This is a genomic window from Microbacterium sp. K36, from assembly GCF_004794355.1.
Lineage (GTDB): Bacteria > Actinomycetota > Actinomycetes > Actinomycetales > Microbacteriaceae > Microbacterium > Microbacterium paraoxydans_D.
The window spans coordinates 26,377-43,976 of the sequence record NZ_SSDN01000033.1 but is presented as its reverse complement, the minus strand read 5'-3'; the positions used below and the strand labels follow the sequence as shown (position 1 = coordinate 43,976).

16 protein-coding genes are annotated in these 17,600 nt (G+C 72.1%); 6 read left to right on the top strand and 10 right to left on the bottom strand.

Going from position 1 to position 17,600, the window contains the following annotated elements:
* Positions 1-116 precede the first annotated feature (116 nt).
* Positions 117-878 (bottom strand): IclR family transcriptional regulator, encoded by a 762-nt coding sequence (locus tag DW296_RS01660; protein ID WP_136050818.1) that lies wholly within the window; start codon positions 876-878, stop codon positions 117-119.
* Between the two features lie 70 nt (positions 879-948).
* Here DW296_RS01660 and hutH point away from each other — a divergent pair, with 70 nt between their 5' ends.
* Genes hutH through hutI form a run of 3 tightly spaced genes read left to right on the top strand, consistent with a single transcriptional unit; the run spans position 949 to position 5,301 of the window.
* A complete protein-coding gene (gene hutH / locus DW296_RS01655; RefSeq protein ID WP_136050817.1) occupies positions 949-2,490 on the top strand; it encodes a histidine ammonia-lyase in 1,542 nt (513 codons plus the stop codon).
* Positions 2,483-4,141 carry a urocanate hydratase gene (gene hutU, locus DW296_RS01650; protein ID WP_136050816.1) on the top strand — a complete coding sequence of 553 codons (1,659 nt, stop codon included), beginning with the start codon at positions 2,483-2,485 and terminating at the stop codon, positions 4,139-4,141. Before hutH ends, hutU begins: the two co-directional genes overlap by 8 nt.
* A complete protein-coding gene (gene hutI, locus DW296_RS01645) occupies positions 4,138-5,301 on the top strand; it encodes an imidazolonepropionase (protein WP_136050815.1) in 1,164 nt (387 codons plus the stop codon). Before hutU ends, hutI begins: the two co-directional genes overlap by 4 nt.
* Before the next feature lie 12 nt (positions 5,302-5,313).
* On the opposite strand, the gene DW296_RS01640 is transcribed toward hutI, so the two are convergent.
* The gene (locus tag DW296_RS01640; protein ID WP_136050814.1) at positions 5,314-6,228 is read right to left on the bottom strand and encodes an agmatinase family protein; all 915 of its coding nucleotides are present in this window, start codon (positions 6,226-6,228) and stop codon (positions 5,314-5,316) included.
* Position 6,229: 1 nt separating this feature from the next.
* Positions 6,230-7,507 (bottom strand): DUF445 domain-containing protein, encoded by a 1,278-nt coding sequence (locus tag DW296_RS01635; protein WP_136050813.1) that lies wholly within the window; start codon positions 7,505-7,507, stop codon positions 6,230-6,232.
* A 36-nt stretch (positions 7,508-7,543) separates the two neighbouring features.
* Between DW296_RS01635 and DW296_RS01630 the strand changes: the two genes are divergently transcribed.
* Positions 7,544-7,816 (top strand): metal-sensitive transcriptional regulator, encoded by a 273-nt coding sequence (locus DW296_RS01630; protein WP_060922948.1) that lies wholly within the window; start codon positions 7,544-7,546, stop codon positions 7,814-7,816.
* A 20-nt stretch (positions 7,817-7,836) separates the two neighbouring features.
* Here the strand turns inward: DW296_RS01630 and DW296_RS01625 are convergent, their stop codons facing one another.
* Together DW296_RS01625 and DW296_RS01620 are read right to left on the bottom strand one after the other, a co-directional pair.
* On the bottom strand, positions 7,837-9,225 hold the full coding sequence (locus DW296_RS01625) for an aspartate aminotransferase family protein (RefSeq protein WP_136050812.1): 1,389 nt from the start codon (positions 9,223-9,225) through the stop codon (positions 7,837-7,839).
* Between the two features lie 15 nt (positions 9,226-9,240).
* Positions 9,241-10,725, bottom strand: coding sequence for a CoA-acylating methylmalonate-semialdehyde dehydrogenase (locus DW296_RS01620; protein ID WP_136050811.1), 1,485 nt, complete (start codon positions 10,723-10,725; stop codon positions 9,241-9,243).
* A 158-nt stretch (positions 10,726-10,883) separates the two neighbouring features.
* Between DW296_RS01620 and DW296_RS01615 the strand changes: the two genes are divergently transcribed.
* A complete protein-coding gene (locus DW296_RS01615) occupies positions 10,884-12,362 on the top strand; it encodes a PucR family transcriptional regulator (protein ID WP_240742951.1) in 1,479 nt (492 codons plus the stop codon).
* Between the two features lie 9 nt (positions 12,363-12,371).
* Here the strand turns inward: DW296_RS01615 and DW296_RS01610 are convergent, their stop codons facing one another.
* Genes DW296_RS01610 through DW296_RS01590 form a run of 5 tightly spaced genes read right to left on the bottom strand, consistent with a single transcriptional unit; the run spans position 12,372 to position 16,928 of the window.
* Entirely contained in the window at positions 12,372-12,839 is a 468-nt protein-coding gene (locus DW296_RS01610; RefSeq protein WP_025102615.1) for an Lrp/AsnC family transcriptional regulator, read from the bottom strand.
* A gap of 55 nt (positions 12,840-12,894) precedes the next feature.
* Entirely contained in the window at positions 12,895-14,055 is a 1,161-nt protein-coding gene (locus DW296_RS01605; RefSeq protein WP_136050810.1) for an acyl-CoA dehydrogenase family protein, read from the bottom strand.
* Entirely contained in the window at positions 14,052-14,810 is a 759-nt protein-coding gene (locus DW296_RS01600) for an alpha/beta fold hydrolase (RefSeq protein ID WP_136050809.1), read from the bottom strand. The genes DW296_RS01605 and DW296_RS01600 overlap by 4 nt, the downstream gene beginning before the upstream one ends.
* Positions 14,811-14,850: 40 nt before the next feature.
* Complete coding sequence (locus DW296_RS01595; protein WP_136050808.1) at positions 14,851-15,768, bottom strand: sugar kinase; 918 nt, start codon at positions 15,766-15,768, stop codon at positions 14,851-14,853.
* The gene (locus DW296_RS01590) at positions 15,765-16,928 is read right to left on the bottom strand and encodes an MFS transporter (RefSeq protein ID WP_051582162.1); all 1,164 of its coding nucleotides are present in this window, start codon (positions 16,926-16,928) and stop codon (positions 15,765-15,767) included. Before DW296_RS01590 ends, DW296_RS01595 begins: the two co-directional genes overlap by 4 nt.
* 422 nt (positions 16,929-17,350) lie before the next feature.
* On the opposite strand from DW296_RS01590, the gene nrdH reads away from it, so the two are divergent.
* Positions 17,351-17,584, top strand: a complete 234-nt coding sequence (nrdH, locus tag DW296_RS01585; protein ID WP_017202656.1) for a glutaredoxin-like protein NrdH — start codon at positions 17,351-17,353, stop codon at positions 17,582-17,584.
* Positions 17,585-17,600 lie beyond the last annotated feature (16 nt).

The following is a 17,600-nucleotide window of genomic DNA, read 5'->3' as shown; positions in this document are numbered from 1 at the left end:
CCGATGGTACTGCAGGGGGGACCCTGTGGGAGAGTAGGACACCGCCGGACTCCTTTTAGACAAGAAGGCCACCCAATGCTGGGTGGCCTTCTTGCGTTAACACGTGAGGCTTCGCCTCAGCGGGCCAGGCGCGCCTCGAGCGTGGCAGCGGTCTCGCGCACCGCGTTCGCCAGCACGACCTCTGCACCGTCGTCGCCGGCCCAGGTGACCGCGACCGCGGCGACGGGCCAGCCGGCCGCGTCGCGTACGACGGCGCCCACCGAACGCAGACCCTCCGCGACCTCGCCGTCCTCCGTCGCATACCCCCGCGAGCGCACCTCCCTGAGGTGATCGCGCAGCTCGCCGGGGCGTCGCGGGCCCCGCCCGGTGCGGTCGGAGAAAGCAGACGTGTCCGGGTACAGCGCGCGAACCTGTTCGCGGGGCAGAGCGGCGAGCATCGCCCGACCGGTCGCTGTCAGGTGCGCAGGGAGCCGCACGCCCACGTCGGTCACCAGGGCCGGCCGCCGCGGAGCGCGCTCCTCGACGATGTACAGCACGTCGCCGCCGCTCATGACCGCCAGGTGCGCGCTCTCCCCGAGCTGGTCGGAGAGGCCGGCGATGAGCGGTCGTCCGAGCCGTGCCAACGGCTGCTGTCGGGCGTAGCCTCCGGCCAGCTCGAAGGCCGACGTCCCGAGTCCCCACCGACGCTCCTCGCGGAGGTGCAGCACGAAGCCGTGGGCGGCGAGCGTGCGCAGCAGGTGATAGACCGTCGATCGCGGAAGCGTCAGCTCGCGGGCGATCGCGGACGCCGCGACCGGTGCCGGCCGGCCCGCCAGATAGCTCAGGATGCGCAGGGTCTGCGCCGCGGCGGGCACCTGGGCGTCGTCGCTCTCGGACATGTCTGGGATCACAGACACAGGTTGCCACGAAGCCGCGCGCGCGTCGACCCGGCGGGTGTGGAATCGAGACATGAGCGATCCAGCCCCTGTCCTCGTCGGCGCCGCCCCCCTTTCCCCGGCCGAGGTCGTCCGCGTCGTCCGTCACGATGTGCCCGTCGTCGTCGACCCCGCTGCGCTTGCCAGGGTCGCCGAGACCCGGCGTGTGATCGACGGCCTCGCCGCGGACCCGCACCCGCATTACGGGGTGTCCACGGGCTTCGGTGCGCTGGCGACGACGTTCATCGCTCCGGAACGGCGACTGCAGTTGCAGGCGAGCCTCATCCGCTCCCACGCCGCCGGGACCGGCACCGAGGTCGAGCGGGAGGTCGTGCGCGGGCTCCAGCTGCTGCGCCTCCAGACGCTCTCGTCCGGGCGCACGGGGGTTCGTCCCGTCGTGGTCGAGACCTATGCCGCGCTGCTCAACGCGGGCATCGTGCCGGTGGTCCGCGAGTACGGATCGTTGGGGTGCTCCGGGGATCTCGCGCCCCTCGCCCACATCGCCCTCGCGGCCATGGGCGAGGGCGATGTGCGCGACGCCACGGGCCGACTCGTCCCGGCGGCTGATGCCCTCGCGGACGCCGGCATCGCGCCCCTCACGCTCGTGGAGAAGGAGGGACTGGCCCTCATCAACGGCACGGACGGGATGCTCGGCACTCTGGTGCTCGCGCTCCATGACCTGGAGATGCTGCTGCTCACTGCCGATGTGGCGGCGGCGATGTCCGTCGAGTCGCAGCTCGGCACCGATGCGGTGTTCGCCGCCGATCTCATGGCGCTGCGTCCGCAGGCGGGACAGGCCGTATCCGCGGGCCACCTCCGGGCCCTGCTCGCCGGGTCGCCGATGGTCGCGAGCCACAAGGGCCCGGAAGACGGCCGGGTGCAGGACGCGTACTCGCTGCGGTGTTCCCCGCAGGTGCACGGCGCCGCACGTGACACGCTCGGGCATGCTGAGATGATCGCGGAGCGCGAGCTCTCCAGCGTCATCGACAACCCGATCATCACCCTCGACGGGCGCATCGAGTCCAACGGCAACTTCCATGGGGCGCCCGTCGCCGCCGTCCTCGACTTCCTCGCGATCTCGGTCGCCGACGTCGCGTCCGTGTCCGAGCGCCGCACGGACCGGGCCCTGGACCCGGCGCGCAGTCACGGACTCCCGCCCTTCCTGGCGGCGGAGGTCGGGGTCGACTCCGGCCTGATGATCGCACAGTACGCAGCGGCCGGCATCGTCTCCGAGCTGAAGCGTCTCGCCGTTCCCGCCTCGGTCGACTCCATCCCCTCCTCGGCGATGCAGGAGGACCACGTCTCGATGGGCTGGGCCGCAGCGCGGAAGCTGCGCCGGGCGATCGACGGCCTCTCCCGCGTCCTGGCGATCGAGATCCTCACCGCCGCCCGCGCCCTGGATCTCCGCGCGCCGCTCGAGGCGGGGCCGGCGACCGGAGCCGTGCGCGACCTCGTCCGCACGGTCGCCGCGGGCCCCGGCCCCGACCGCCACCTCTCGCCCGAGATGGAAGCCGTGACCGCCCTCGTCCAGTCGGGTGCCATCGCCCGTGTCGCAAAGGAGCACATGCATGACTGAGGAGAACGCAGCGCGCACGGTACGCGCAGCCCGTGGTGCCGAGCGCACCGCCAAGAGCTGGGGCGCGGAAGCGGCCAAGCGCATGCTCATGAACAACCTCGATCCCGAGGTCGCCGAGCACCCCGAAGCTCTCGTGGTCTACGGCGGGACGGGCAAGGCGGCGCGTAGTTGGGCGGCGTACGAGGCGATCGTCCGCACGCTCGACGAGCTGGAGCCGGACGAGACGCTGCTCGTCCAGTCCGGCAAGCCGGTGGGCGTGTTCCGCACCCATGAGTGGGCGCCGCGCGTGCTCATCGCCAACTCGAACCTCGTGGGCGATTGGGCGACATGGCCGGAGTTCCGCCGTCTGGAGGAGCTGGGGCTGACCATGTACGGCCAGATGACCGCCGGCTCCTGGATCTACATCGGCACGCAGGGCATCCTGCAGGGGACGTACGAGACGTTCGCGGCGGTGGCCCGGTCGCTCGGGCGGGACTCCCTGCGAGGGACGCTGACGCTGACTGCCGGCGCGGGCGGGATGGGCGGGGCGCAGCCTCTGGCCGTGACCCTCAACGAGGGCGCGGTCCTGATCGTGGACGTCGACGAGACGCGGCTCGCGCGCCGCGTCGAGCACCGGTACCTCGACGAGTACACCACCGACCTCGATGCGGCGGTGGCCCGGGTCGTCGCGGCGAAGGACGCCGGTCACGCCCTCTCGGTCGGCGTCGTGGGCAACGCCGCGGAGATCTTCCCCGAGCTCCTGCGTCGGGGCGTGCCGATCGACGTCGTGACCGACCAGACCAGCGCCCACGACCCGCTCGCCTACCTGCCGATCGGCATCGACGTGGACCGCTGGAAGGGGGAGGCGGCGCGCGACCCCGAGGAGTTCACCCGCCGGTCGAGGGAATCCATGGCCGCCCACGTCGCCGCGATGGTCGGCTTCCAGGACGCGGGGGCGGCTGTCTTCGACTACGGCAACTCGATCCGCGCGGAGGCGCAGCTCGGCGGCTTCGACCGGGCGTTCGCGTTCCCGGGCTTCGTCCCCGCCTACATCCGCCCGCAGTTCGAGGAAGGGCGAGGACCGTTCCGCTGGGTAGCGCTGTCCGGGGACCCGGAGGACATCTACAAGACGGACCGCGCGATCGCCGAGCTCTTCCCCGAGGATACCGCCCTGCACCGCTGGCTCGACAAGGCGGGGTCGGCCGTCCACTTCGAGGGCCTGCCGGCACGCATCTGCTGGCTCGGCTACCAGGAGCGGCACCTCGCCGGACTCAAGTTCAACGAGATGGTCGCCTCGGGAGAGCTGTCCGCGCCGATCGTCATCGGCCGCGACCACCTCGACTCCGGCTCCGTCGCATCGCCGTACCGGGAGACCGAGGCCATGAAGGACGGCTCCGACGCGATCGCCGACTGGCCGCTGCTCAACGCCCTCCTCAACACCGCCTCCGGAGCGTCGTGGGTGTCGCTGCACCACGGCGGCGGGGTGGGGATCGGTCGCTCGATCCACGCCGGGCAGGTCACGGTGGCGGACGGTTCGGCCCTCGCGGCGGAGAAGCTCGCCCGGGTGCTGACGAACGACCCCGGGACCGGCGTCATGCGGCACGTGGACGCCGGGTACGACCACGCCAAGGAGGTCGCGCGCGACCGCGGACTGAAGGTGCCGATGCTGTGACGACGACGCTCATCTCGGGGATCGGGGAACTGACCACCAACGCCGCCGAAGCCGACCCGAGCGGCACGCTCCACGACGCGGCCGTGCTGATCGACGGCGAGCGGATCGCGTGGGTGGGCTCGTCGGCCACGGCTCCCGCGGCCGACGAGGTCGTCGACGCCGGGGGCCGGGCCGCGATCCCCGGATTCGTCGACAGTCACAGTCACCTCGTCTTCGGCGGCGATCGGGCGGCGGAGTTCGAGGCGCGCATGGCGGGGCAGCCGTACGCGGCGGGCGGCATCCGGTCGACGGTCCAGGCGACGCGGGCGGCGACCGACGACGAGCTGCGCGCCCGACTGCGCGGGTTCATCGAGGAGCTGTGGACGCAGGGGACCACCACGGTCGAGATCAAGAGCGGCTACGGTCTCGCCGTCGCGGAGGAGGAGCGCCTCGTGCGCCTCGCCGCCGAGGTGACGCCGGAGGTCACGTTCCTCGGTGCGCACGTGGTTCCGGTCGAGTACGCCGACGATCCCGACGCCTATGTCGATCTCGTCGTCGGGCCGATGCTCGACGCCTGCGCCCCGCACTCCCGATGGATCGACGTCTTCTGCGAGACCGGCGCCTTCACGGTGGCGCAGTCACGACGGATCTTGGAGGCGGGCATCACCCGGGGCCTTGCTCCTCGGGTGCACGCGAGCCAGCTCGGTCCGGGCGACGGCGTGCGGATGGCGGTCGAGCTGGGGGCGGCATCGGTGGATCACGGCACCTACCTCACCGACGCGGACGTCGCCGCGCTCGCCGCGTCGGACACGGTGCTCACGCTGCTGCCCGGCGTGGAGTTCTCCACGCGCCAGCCCTATCCGGATGCGCGCCGGCTCCTCGACGCAGGCGTGACGGTCGCGCTGGCGTGCGACACGAACCCGGGGTCCAGCTTCACGTCGTCCATGGCCTTCTGCATCGCCATCGCCGTGCGGGACATGGGCATGACCACGGCGGAGGCGGTCTGGGCCGCCACCGCCGGCGGGGCGCGGGCACTCCGGCGCGACGACATCGGCCGGATCACTCCCGGGGCGCGCGCCGACCTCGTGCTGCTCGACGCCCCCTCCCGCGTGCACCTGGCGTATCGCCCGGGTGTGCCGCTGGTGCAGCGCGTCTGGAAGGACGGCCTCGCGGTCGTGTGAGGGCCGCTCGGGCTAGCGCGCCGCGAGGCCGGCGAGCAGCTCGAGCACGCAGAGGGCAGCGAGTCGCACGGTTCGGGCGTCCTCCGCGTCCGCGGTCGCATCGACCTCGGCGATGTCGGCGCTCCGGACCCGCGGGTCGGCGGCGACCGCCCGGGTGAGGGCGCGCAGCTCCCACGCCGCCAGGCCTCCGGGGACGCTGGCCGGGCATCCCGGGGCGACCGCGCGGTCGCACACGTCCACGTCGATGTCGAGGTGCACCCGGGCGGCGTCGCCCGCCCCCGCGATCTCGACCGCCTCGGCCACGACGTCGGCGATGCCGCGACGGCGCACGTCGTCGAGGGCGACGACCCGGATGCCCCAGTCGGCCGCGCGGCGGGCGTAGGCGGCGGAGTTCGCGAAGTCGGCGAGGCCGATCTGCACGATCCGGGTGGGGTCGATGCGTGCCGTCGGGACGCCTGCCGCGGTGGGGACGTCCTCGACGAGTCGCCGCACCGGGGTGCCGTTGGACACGCCGTCGCGCAGGTCGAAGTGCGCGTCGAACGTGATCAGGCCCGTGGCCTCCGCCCCGAGCGCGACCGGGTAGGTGAGGGAGTTGTCGCCGCCGAGGGCGATGACGAGGTCCGACGCGTCCGCGAGCTCCCGGACCCGCTCGATCGTCCGCGCCTCTCCCGCGTCGCCGTCCGGCTCCGGAACGTCCCCGGCGTCGGCGATGCGGAGCACCTCGTCGAGGTCGACCGTCGGCGGGCCGAGCACCGTCGTGCCGTAGCGGGGGAGCGCCTCGCGGATCGCGGCCGGTGTCGCGTGCGCCCCGGTCGGGGACAGGGAGGTGCGCCAGGTCGGGACGCCGAGGAGCACCGCATCGGCCGTCTCCTCGAACGCGGGCCAGGCGCCGGCACGCGGCCAGAGCGGATCGTGGGACAGTGCCATGTCAGACTCCCGGGATCAGGGCGTGGGCGACGGTGAAGATCGCGAGGCCGGCGAGGGCGCCGACGACGGTGCCGTTGAGGCGGATGTACTGCAGGTCGCGGCCGACCATGAGCTCGATCTTCTCCGTGGTCTCGGCGGGGTCCCAGCGCTCGACGGTGTCGGTGATGATCGAGGCGATGTCGTGTCGGTACCGGTCGACGAGGAAGACGGCCGCATCGGAGACCCACGTGTCGACGCGGCGCTGCAGGGCGGCATCGGTCGTGAGCCGCTCGCCGACCTCCTGCAGCGCCTGCACGGCGCGGCGCCGCAGGCCGCTCTCCGGATCGGCGAGGGACGTGAGGAGTCCGCTCTTGGCGGTGTTCCAGGCCTCTGCGGCGAGGGCGCCGACGCGCGGGCTGTCGAAGAGGGCGGCCTTGGCGTTCTCCAGCTTCTCGCGCGTCGCGGGATCGTTCTGCAGGGCGTCCGCGAGGCGGGACAGATACCCGTCGATCGCGAGGCGGGCCGGGTGCCGCGGGTCGACCTGCACGGCGCGGACGAACTTGACCGCCTCGTTGTACACCGTGTCGTCGATGAGGCGGTGCGCGATCTTCGGCATCCACCCGGGGAGCCGCCGGGAGACGAGCCCGGTGAAGGAGGCCGCGTTCGCATCGAGCCATCGCCCGATGCTGTCCACCGCGAGGTCGACGGCACCGTGATGGGCTTCGGCGTCTACGATCTTCTCCAGCCACGCCCCGGCGGGCGGCCCCCACTCCGGTGCGACGAGGTGCTCGCGGGCGAGGTCAGCGAGGAGGTCGCGCACGTCGTCGTCGCTCAGCGCGTTCAGCACCGCGGTCGCGATCGTCGCTCCCTCGGCCGCCACGCGCTCGGCATGCGGGGTCTCGCGGAGCCACTCCCCGGCGCGGACGGCGATCGCGGTGCTGGTGAGTTTGGTGCGCACGACGTCGGCGGCGAGGAAGTTCGTCTCCACGAACTCGCCCAGCGTGCGGCCGATCTCGTCCTTGCGGTTCGGGATGATCGCGGTGTGCGGGATGGGAAGGCCCAGCGGACGCCGGAACAGCGCGGTCACCGCGAACCAGTCCGCCAGCGCGCCGACCATGCCGCCCTCCGCCGCGGCTCGGACGTACGCGAGCCCGCCGACCCGCTCCTGGAACGCGAACGCGACGATGAAGGCGAGGGCCATGAAGATGAGCGCCCCGAGCGCAACGGCCTTCATCCGCCGCAGCGCGCGCCGGCGCTCCTGGTCGGCGACGGAGAGCAGCGTCGTGGGTGTTCGCGGCATGACGTCATCCTTTCACGGGGCGAGTAGCCTCGATACGTGATCGAAGACATCAAGAAGCGCGCCCTGCACCGCACCAGCATCCTCGAGGGTCAGATGCGCGGCGTCGCGCGGATGATCGAGAGCGAGGAGTACTGCATGGACATCATCACGCAGTCCCGCGCGATCCAGCGCTCCCTCGAGTCGCTCAACCGTCTGCTGTTGGAGAATCACCTGCGCACCCACGTCACCCACATGTTCGAGGACGGCGGCGAGGAGCGCGACAAGGCCGTCGGCGAGCTCCTCAAGGCGTTCGACTTCGACCGCAAGTAGCGGCCGGCGGGGGACGCCTCTCAGCCGACCGCGTACCCGTCGGCGACCGCCAGCGCCTCCTCGATCGCCGCCAACCCCCGCACCAGCTCCGCCTCCTCGATCACCAGCGGCGGGGCGATGTGCACGCGGTGGAAGTGCGTGAAGGGCCACACCCCTGCCCGTTTCGCGGCGGCGGCGAACGCCGTCATCGGTGCGGCGTCGGCACCGGTCGCGTTGAACGGCACCAGCGGCTCCCTGGTCTGCTGATCCCGCACGAGCTCCACCGCCCAGAACAGACCGCGGCCGCGCACCTCGCCCACGCTCGGATGCGATCGCGCCCACGAGCGCAGGGTCGGACCGACGATCCGCTCGCCGAGGTCGCGCACCCGTTCCAGGATGCCGTCGCGACGGAACACCTCGAACGTGGCCACACCGGCCGCGCAGGCGAGAGGGTGCCCGGAGTACGTCAGTCCGCCCGCGAACGGGACGGTGTCGAAGGCCGCGGCGATGCGGTCGGAGATCACGACGCCGCCGAGGGGCACGTAGCCCGAGTTCACGCCCTTCGCGAAGGTGATCAGGTCGGGGCGGCCCTCGAAGGCGTCGATCCCGAACCACTCGCCGAGCCGGCCGAATCCCACCATCACCTCGTCCGCGATGAAGACGATCCCGTAGCGGTCGCAGAGCGCGCGCACCCCGGGCAGATAGCCGGGTGGCGGGAGCAGCACGCCGTTGGTGCCGACGACCGTCTCGATGATGATCGCGGCGATCGTCTGCGGCCCTTCGAGCTGGATGGTCTGCTCCAGATGCGCGAGGGCGCGCTCCGTCTCCTGCTCGAGCGTCTCGCTGTGGAACGGGGAGCGGTAGAGGTACGGTCCGAAGAACCGCACGGCCCCGGTGTCCGTGACGTCGTTCGCCCAGCGGCGCGGGTCGCCGGTGAGGGAGATCGCGGTCGCGGTGGAGCCGTGGTAGCTGCGGTACATCGACAGCACCTTCCGGCGGCCCGTGGCCTGCCGGGCCATGCGCACCGCGTACTCGTTCGCCTCCGCGCCGCCGTTCGTGAAGAACACCTTCTCGAACCCGTCGGGAGCGACCTCGGCGATGAGGCGGGCGAGCTCACCGCGCACATCGTTGGCCATCGACGGCTGGATGGTCGCGAGCCGCCCGGCCTGCTGCTGGATCGCGGCGACGAGGTCCGGGTGCTGGTGGCCGAGGTTGAGGTTCACGAGCTGGCTGGAGAAGTCGAGGTAGGCGGTGCCCTCGTAGTCCCAGAACGTCGAGCCCCGACCGGTGGCGACCGGCAGCGGGTCGATCAGCGCCTGCGCGCTCCAGGAGTGGAAGACGTGGGCGCGGTCGTCGGCGCGCACCTGCGCCTCGGCGTCCGGGGCGGGGAGGGGGGAGGAGAGTCCGTGGCGGTCGGTGAAGGTCGTCATCGTGATCGCTCCTCGTCAGTGGTTGCTCGGGAAGCCGAGGTCGATCTGCGACGGGGTGTGGTCGGGCCACCGCGTCGTCACGACCTTCGACCGTGTGTAGAAGTGCACGGACTCCGGGCCGTAGATGTGCGCGTCGCCGAAGAGGGAGTCCTTCCACCCGCCGAACGAATACGCGCCGATGGGCACCGGGATCGGGACGTTGACGCCGACCATGCCGACCTCGATGTCGAACTCGTACTGCCGTGCCGTCCCGCCGTCGCGCGTGAAGATCGCGGTCCCGTTGCCGTAGGCGTTCGCGTTGACGAGCGCGACAGCCTCCGCGTAGGAGCCCACGCGCACGACGGACAGGACCGGGCCGAAGATCTCGTCGTCGTAGACGCGCATGCCGGCCGTGACGTCGTCGATCAGGCTCACGCCGAGGAAGAAGCCATCGCCGTCGAACGGCTTCGTCGTGCCGTCGACGACGACCGTGGCGCCCTCGCCGGGAGCTTCCGTGACGTAGGAGGCGACCCGGTCACGGTGCTCCGCGGTGATGAGCGGGCCCATCTCGCTCGCCGGGTCCGTGCCGGGGCCGATCGAGAGGCCGTCGATGCGGCGGGCGATCGCGGCGACGAGATCGTCGGCGATGTCGCCCACGGCGACGAGCACGGACACCGCCATGCAGCGCTCGCCCGCGGAGCCGTACGCTGCGGAGACGGCGGCGTCGGCGGCCGCGTCGATGTCGGCGTCGGGCATCACGACCATGTGGTTCTTCGCGCCGCCGAGCGCCTGGACCCGCTTCCCGGCGCCGGACGCCCGTTCGTAGATCGAGCGGGCGATCGGGGTCGAGCCGACGAAGCTCACCGCCTGCACCCGCGGGGAGTCGAGAAGCGCGTCGACGGCCTCCCGGTCGCCGTGCACGACGTTGAGGACGCCGTCCGGGAGACCGGCCTCGCGGAACAGCCGTGCGAGCCAGACCGCCGCGGACGGATCCTTCTCGCTGGGCTTGAGGACGACGGTGTTGCCGCACGCGATGGCGGAGGCGACCATCCACAGCGGCACCATGACCGGGAAGTTGAACGGGGTGATGGCCGCGACCACGCCGACCGGCTGCTTCACGGAGTGCACGTCGACCCCGCGAGCGACCTGCTCGCTGCGCTCGCCCTTGAGCAGGTGCACGAGACCGGCGGCGAACTCGACGTTCTCGATGCCGCGGGACACCTCGCCAGCGGCGTCGGACAGGACCTTGCCGTGCTCGGACGTGACGATCGCCGCCAGCTCGTCCGTCCGTTCCTTCAGGAGCTGACGGAGCCGGAAGAACACGTCGGCGCGCTTGATGAGGCTCGTCTCCCGCCACGCCGGGAGGGCCGCGGCCGCGGCGGCCACGGCAGCGTCGACCTCGCCGGCCGATGCGAAGGCGACCTCCTTCGTGACGGCTCCTGTCGCCGGATCGAAGACGAGGCCTCGGCGAGCGGCCTCGCCCGTCTCGGTGCCGTTGATGAGATGACGGACGATGTCCATAGGGACTCCTTCGCAGAGGGTCGCGTCTCGCACACTCTGACCGAGGGTCGCTACGCTGGGGCTCGGCCCATGCTGACAGGAAACAGAGCAGGTGCGAAGTGGCAGAGCGTCAGGACTTCGCGGTGGATCGGACAGATCGTCCGGATCGATCGCCTTCGGTGCTGCGCGTCGGGGACGTGCTCGCGCTCCCTGCGGTGCAGGAGGGGGCGCCGACCGTCCTCGTCGGTGGGCCGGCGCTCGACGCCGGGGTGCGGTGGGTCCACGCCTCGGACAGCGCCGCCGTCGCCCGCCTGCTCGACGGCGGGGAGCTGCTGCTCACGACCGGCGCGGCCTGGCCGACGAGCCCCGCAGCGCTGCGCGTGCTCGTGGCGGAGCTGGCGGCGGTCGGGGTATCCGGCATCGTCGTCGAACTCGGCTCGCGGATGCCCCGCGTCCCGGCCGCGGTCGTCGAGGCCTGTGCCGCCTCCGGCCTCGCTCTGATCGCGCTCGGGGTGGAGGTCAAGTTCGTCGCGGTGACCGAGGCCGTGCACCGGGCGCTGATCGAGGCCCAGACGGCAGCGCTCCGCAAGCGTCAGCGACTGCACGACCTCTTCACCGCCCTCAGCCTCCGTGGCGCGCCGGCCGACCTCATCGTTTCCGAGGTCGCCCGCGCACTCGACGCCCCGGTCCACCTCGAGAATCCGGCGGGAGAGGTCGTCGCGATCGAAGCGCTCCGCGTCCCGGTCGGTGAGGCCCTCCGACAGACGGAGCGGGGTGGCGATCGGGTGCCCGTGCAGGCGCGCGGTGTGCGCTGGGGCCGGCTGGTCGCAGCGGAGGGTCCTCCGCATCCCGCCGGTCGGGCCACCGTTCTGGAGCTGGGGGCGACGGCCCTCGCCTTCGGCTGCCTCGCCGATGGGGAGGGGGCGTGGACCGTGCTCGCCCATCGCCGCCTCGTCGAGGATCTTCTCGGCGCGCGGTTCGCCCGCGAGGAAGACGTCGAGGTCCGGCTCCGGAGACTCGGACTCGACCCGTCGGGCGGAACCGTCTCCGGCCTCGTCTTCCGCACCGACGAGGACGCGGAGAGGCTCGTCGCCCGCGCGCGTGCGGCGGGACTGTCCGTGGTGGGGGCCCGGCGCGGAGCCGACGTGGTCCTCCTCGTGGCCGCCGGAGCCGATGCGCTGACCGATGGCGTCCTCGCACGCCTCTCCGAGGGTGCGCCCGTGACCGTCGGACCGGGCGCCGAAGGCGTCCTCGGGCTCCTGGCCTCGATCCGCGCCGCGCTCGACCTCGCCGCACGGCCGTCCGGGGGCGACGTGCCGGTGGTCCGCCGCGTCGCCGACCGGCCGCTCGAACGCCTCGTGTCGGCCCTGCGCGACGATCGGCGGCTCCAGGCGCACAGTGAGCAGATGCTGGATCCCCTCGTCCGTCACGACCGGGATCGCCGCGGAGACCTGCTCGCGGTCCTTGCCGCCCTCGTCGCGCACCCCGGCAACCGCTCCGCGGCGGCGGCCGCGAGCCACCTCTCCCGTTCGGTGTTCTATCAGCGCCTCGCGCTCATCGGCGACCTGCTCGGCGCGGATCTGGACGACGGGGAGACCCTCGCCGCTCTGCACCTCGCCCTCCTCGCCCGCCGCCGCGAGGAGACGCGGCAGCGCTGAGGCCGACCGTCAGCGTGTGCCCCAGGCGAACTGCTGCTTCTGGAGCTTCGCGTAGATGAAGGTCTCGGTCGACACCACCCCCGGGATCGGGCGGATGCGATCGTTGACGAGTGCCAGCAGATGGTCGTCGTCCTCGCACACCGCCTCGACGAGCACGTCGAACGATCCGACCGTGATCACGACGTAGTCGACCTCGTCGATGTCGGCGATCGCCTCCGCCACGCCTCGGGCGTCCCCGGCCACCTTGACGCCCACCATCGCCTGCCGGTGGAAGCCGAGCTGCATCGGGTCGGTCACCGCGACGATCTGCATCACCCCGGACTCGGTGAGCCGCTGCACCCGCTGCCGGACGGCGGCCTCGCTCAGGCCGACGATCCGGCCGATCTCGGAGTACGAGCGCCGCCCGTCCTCCTGCAGCATCTCGACGATGGTCTTGGAGATCGCGTCGAGGGTATGGTCCTTCTTCGACGGTGCCATGGTGTGATCTTGGCACCGTGCACGGTCGTGGACAACGGGGTGTGCGTGCGCCCGCTCAGGCCTCGATCGGGCCCAGCCAGGCGCTCGCCGCGGTGGCGTGCGCCGACTCCGGGTCGGAGGGGTGGAACGCGCCGGCGAGGACGTCGCGGTAGAGCCGGGAGAGCTCGTTGGCGCTGAAGTACGAGCCGCCGCCGGCCACCAGCATGGCCTCGTCGACGACCTGCTTGGCCATCGTCACCGCGCGATGCTTGACGCCCGAGAGTGCGGGGAACCAGCCGGCGCCGCGGTCCGCGCGCTCGTCGACATCGCGGGCGAGGGCGGCGATCTGCGGAGGGAGTGCGTCGTAGGTGAGGACCATGTCGGCGATCCGCCAGCGGATGTCCGGATCCTGGCTGTACGCGGCGCCGCTCTTCTTGGAGCGACGCCGGTGGGCCGTCGCCACGGCCAGCTCGAGGGCCCGCCGGGCGATGCCGGTGTAGACGGAGGCGAGGAGGATCTCGAAGACCGCGAAGATGCCGAAGACGATCGGGTCGGGGCTCGGGCCGGGGTCGATGCGCCGCACGACGTGCGCCGCGTCCGCGACGGCCCCGTCGAGGCGCGTGGTCCGGCTCTGGGTGCCGCGCATGCCGAGGGTGTCCCAGTCGTCGGCGGTGGTGACCGCGGACGTGCGGTCGACGAAGGCGAACACGAGCTTCGGCGCGTCCGGGCTCGTGGTGTCGAGTCCGTGCAGGCCGAGCTTCGTCCACACCGGGGCGAGCGAGGTGAAGATCTTGGTGCCGGTGAAGGCGTAACCCCCGGCGCCGTCCGGGACTGCCGCCGTGTCGCTCCCGAACAGCACGAGGTCGTTGCCGCCCTCGCTGATGCCGAACGCGAAGACCTCGCCGGCCACGGCGCCGTCCTGCACGAACTCGAGACCGGGGACCCCGCGGTCCGAGAAGACCTTGGCGACGCCGGTCCAGACGAGGTGCATGTTGATTGCCAGAGCGGTCGCGGGCGCGGCCCCCGCGAGCCGCTGCTGGAGCAGGGCGGCCTGCTCGAGGCCGAGTCCCGCGCCGCCGCGCTCCCGGGGTACGAGGATCGACAGGTAGCCGGCCGCGCGGAGCTCATCCAGGTCGGCCTGGGGGAAGGTGTTCTCCCTGTCGTGGATGGGGGCGCGCTCGCGGATGCGGTCGAGCAGGTCGTCGGGGAGATACGCCGACGGGTCGAAGTCGGTCATGTCAGAGCCTCCAGCAGCTGTCGGATCGATTCCTCCGGGCGGTCGCGATGCACCGAGTGGCCGGCGCCGGCCACGACCGACAGGGAGATGCGGGGGTTGCTCGCGAGCACCTCGTCGGCGAGGGCTCCGGTGAAGATGCTGGAGACGGCGGGATCGCCCCCGATCACGTGCGTGGGCACGGTCAGACGGGCCGCGTGTGCACGGACGTCCCACGGCTGGTTCTGCGCGCTGGTCTGCTCGACCGCCCACGCGCTCGCCCGCCGGACGGCGTCGACCTTGAGCTCCTGATCCTGCGGGTGCCAGTGCGGGTGCTCCTGCCGCACCGCGTCGAGGCGGTTGTCGGCGAAGGCGCGTTCCTGGCTGCGGCGGACGTCGGCCGCGTCCTGCTGGACGACGTGGATCGCGGGATCGATGAGGACGAGGCGTCGTGTCCAGTCCGCGTCGTCCGCGGCGGCCACCGTCCCGGCGGCACCGCCGAGCGAGTGTCCGACGACCGCGTCCCAGGCGCCCGCACCGGGAGGGCGCGTGGCGGCGAGGTCTGCGGCATACGCTGCGACGGAGTAGTCGAGCGTCCGCGGGGCGTCGCCGTGGCCGCGCAGGTCCACCGCCGTCGCGTGCCAGCCGGCTGTCGCGAGGGCGTCGCCGAGCCGCCACATGAGCGCGCCGGACGATCCCAGGCCGTGCACGAGGAGTGCGCGTCGCGGTGCAGCGGCATCGCCCCAGCTCAGGCGGGGGAGGGTGACGGGAGCGGGCATGGCACCAGCCTACGACCGCGCCGGGTCGCGGCGGGCGGCGTCAGCGCGCGGGCTCCAGGGGTGGCAGGTCGGCCGCGATGCGGAGCACCCGCGCGGCGGCCTCGTGTCCGGCGGCCAGGCGGGTCTCGAGGTCGGCGCCGTCGAGCGTCGCGGCGAGGAACCCGGAGGCGAAGGCGTCGCCGGCGCCGACGGGCTCGACGACGTCGACGGTCGGCGCGGGCACGAACACCGGGTCCGCGTCGCCGAGGAAGGCCGTCGCGCCGACGTCGCCGTCCTTGACGACGAGCAGTCCGCAGTGCGGGAGGTGGGCGCGGATCTCCGCTGCTGTGGCGGTGCCCCAGATGCGCTCGCCCTCATCGCGGCCGACGAAGGCGATGTCGGCGGCGTCGGCCAGACGAGCCAGGGTGGCGGACGCCTCCTCGGGGCTCCACAGAGCCCGGCGGTCGTTCACATCGAACGAGACGACGGCCCCGGCGGTGCGCGCATCGGCGAAGAGCTGGTCGACCATCGCCACGCAGGTCGGCGATAGCGCCGGGGTGATGCCCGTGGTGTGCACGATGCGTACGCCGGCGAGCTGCGCGGGCGACAGGAACCCCGGTGCCATGCGCGAGGCAGCGGAGCCGCGGCGGTAGTAGTAGACGGCCGAGGACTCCACACCGGGATCCTTGAACATCACACCGGTCGGCGCCTCGGCGTCGATCTCGGTCCACAGCTCGACGCGACGCCGTTCCAGCTCGGCGGTGAGACGTCGGCCGAGGGGATCGTCGCCGAGGCGGGAGGCCCAGACGGCGCGGTGGCCCGCGGCCGCCACGCCGACCGCGACGTTCGCCTCCGCGCCCGCGTGCGTGATCGACGCCGCGTCGGCGGACGCGAGGTCGGCGCCGGTGGGCGTGATCAGCGCCATCGACTCGCCGACGCACACGATCGCGGGGGAGGAGGACGGGACGGAGGGGCTCATGAGGGGGTGACCGCCAGGGGCTCGGTGTCGGGATGGGGGCTCGCGTCGCGGTGACGCAGATCGGGGAAGGAGCGCACGAACACGATCGAGACGAGCAGTCCGACGCCCGCGAAGATGGTGGCGGCCAGGTAGGCGCCGCGCCAGTCGCCGACGTCGACGAGGAAGCCGGCGACCGCCGATCCGGCTGCGGCGCCGATGAGCTGTCCGGTGCCCGCCCAGCCGAAGGCCTCGGCGGTCTCGCTGAACTTCACGCTGGCCGTGGTGATGGCGAACAGCACCGCGAGGGCGGGAGCGATGCCGATGCCGGCGAGGATGAGCGTGCCGCCCAGCCAGAAGACGTTGAGCATCACCATCGTGAGGGCCAGGCCCACGGTGACGATGAGCAGGCGGCGCGCCATGGCCCACGGGCCGATCGGGATGTGGCCGAAGGCGAGACCGCCGGCCAGGCTGCCGGCGGAGAAGACGGCGAGGATGAGGCCCGCCGCGAGGCTGCCGTGCTCGAACGTCGCGACCACGCCGACCTCGACCGCCGAGCAGGCGCCGATGAGGAGGAAGCCGATGACCGTCGCGAGGAGCACGGGCGGCTTGAGGACGACCTTGCCCAGCGCATTGCGGCTGCGGGGGATGCGCACGCGGCCGACCTCGGGGGAGAGGATGAACCACGCGCCGCCGGCGACGAGGACGATCGCCACCAGGAGCAGACCCTCCATGGTGCCGACCTGGGTGGAGACGAGGGTGATGACCACCGGGGCCAGCACCCAGATGATCTCCTGCAGGGACGCGTCGAGGGAGAACAGCGGCGTGAGCTGGCCGGCGTTCACGAGCTTGGGGTAGATCGTGCGGACGGCCGCCTGCACGGGCGGGGTCGACAGGCCGGCGATCATGCCGAGAGCCATGTAGCCGGGGACGGAGAGCGGCAGCAGTCCCAGGCCGAGCACCGCGATGACGCAGACGGACAGGGTGAGGGTCAGCACCCGCCGCATGCCCCAGGCGCCCATCCAGCGGCTGGTGATGGGGCCGGCGACCGCCTGGCCGACGCTGGTCGCGGCGAGCACGAGGCCCGCCGATCCGTACGATCCGGTCTGCTGCTCGACGTGCAGCAGGATCGCCAAGGACATCATCCCGTTGGGGAAGCGCGCGGTGAGCTGGGCGGCGATCATGCGGCCCACTCCCGGCGTGCGAAGAAGATCCCGATAGCCCGCCACCAGACAACGGTACCGGGCCGCGGGGACGTCGGGGAGACGGGCCGGGGACCGCGTCGCCGCGACACGCCGTGGACACGCCGACGGACGAATTCCACAGGCGTGGGGATGTCCGAAGCCCCTCGTAAGGTGCCGCCTGTGGATGGATCCCTCACAGGCTCCTCCCAGCCGCGATTTCCCGCGGCTCGACGACCACGGGAGAGGGGGTCCGCCTGTGGAAGAAACGGTGGACAACCTGTGTTGTATCTGTAGAGAGCGGTGGAAAAACTACACGGATGTAACTACTACCCCTTGTGGTCGCACCGAATGTCCGTCCCTATATGTAGTATTGAGATCCCGGCGGAGGTCTGCCGGAGAAACCAGAGATTTGAGGGGTTCAGATGTCGATCACGGTGTACACCAAGCCTTCCTGCGTCCAGTGCAACGCGACCTATCGTGCCCTGGATGCCAAGGGCATCGAGTACGAGATCCACGACCTGTCGGAGGACCCGACGGCCCTGGAGCAGGTCAAGGCGCTCGGCTACATGCAGGCGCCGGTCGTCGTCACCGACGAGGACCACTGGTCGGGCTTCCGTCCCGACAAGATCGACGAGCTCGCGTCCCGCCTGGCGTGACCCTTCGGCGTCGCTC

Coding starts and splice junctions, on each gene's coding strand:
- DW296_RS01660 (WP_136050818.1), bottom strand. CDS start 878: ATGTCCGAGAGCGACGACGCCCAGGTGCCCGCCGCGGCGCAGACCCTG.
- hutH (WP_136050817.1), top strand. CDS start 949: ATGAGCGATCCAGCCCCTGTCCTCGTCGGCGCCGCCCCCCTTTCCCCG.
- DW296_RS01635 (WP_136050813.1), bottom strand. CDS start 7,507: ATGCCGCGAACACCCACGACGCTGCTCTCCGTCGCCGACCAGGAGCGC.
- DW296_RS01595 (WP_136050808.1), bottom strand. CDS start 15,768: ATGAGCCCCTCCGTCCCGTCCTCCTCCCCCGCGATCGTGTGCGTCGGC.
- DW296_RS01605 (WP_136050810.1), bottom strand. CDS start 14,055: ATGACCGACTTCGACCCGTCGGCGTATCTCCCCGACGACCTGCTCGAC.
- DW296_RS01600 (WP_136050809.1), bottom strand. CDS start 14,810: ATGCCCGCTCCCGTCACCCTCCCCCGCCTGAGCTGGGGCGATGCCGCT.
- nrdH (WP_017202656.1), top strand. CDS start 17,351: ATGTCGATCACGGTGTACACCAAGCCTTCCTGCGTCCAGTGCAACGCG.
- DW296_RS01620 (WP_136050811.1), bottom strand. CDS start 10,725: ATGGACATCGTCCGTCATCTCATCAACGGCACCGAGACGGGCGAGGCC.
- DW296_RS01625 (WP_136050812.1), bottom strand. CDS start 9,225: ATGACGACCTTCACCGACCGCCACGGACTCTCCTCCCCCCTCCCCGCC.
- DW296_RS01640 (WP_136050814.1), bottom strand. CDS start 6,228: ATGGCACTGTCCCACGATCCGCTCTGGCCGCGTGCCGGCGCCTGGCCC.
- hutU (WP_136050816.1), top strand. CDS start 2,483: ATGACTGAGGAGAACGCAGCGCGCACGGTACGCGCAGCCCGTGGTGCC.
- DW296_RS01590 (WP_051582162.1), bottom strand. CDS start 16,928: ATGATCGCCGCCCAGCTCACCGCGCGCTTCCCCAACGGGATGATGTCC.
- DW296_RS01610 (WP_025102615.1), bottom strand. CDS start 12,839: ATGGCACCGTCGAAGAAGGACCATACCCTCGACGCGATCTCCAAGACC.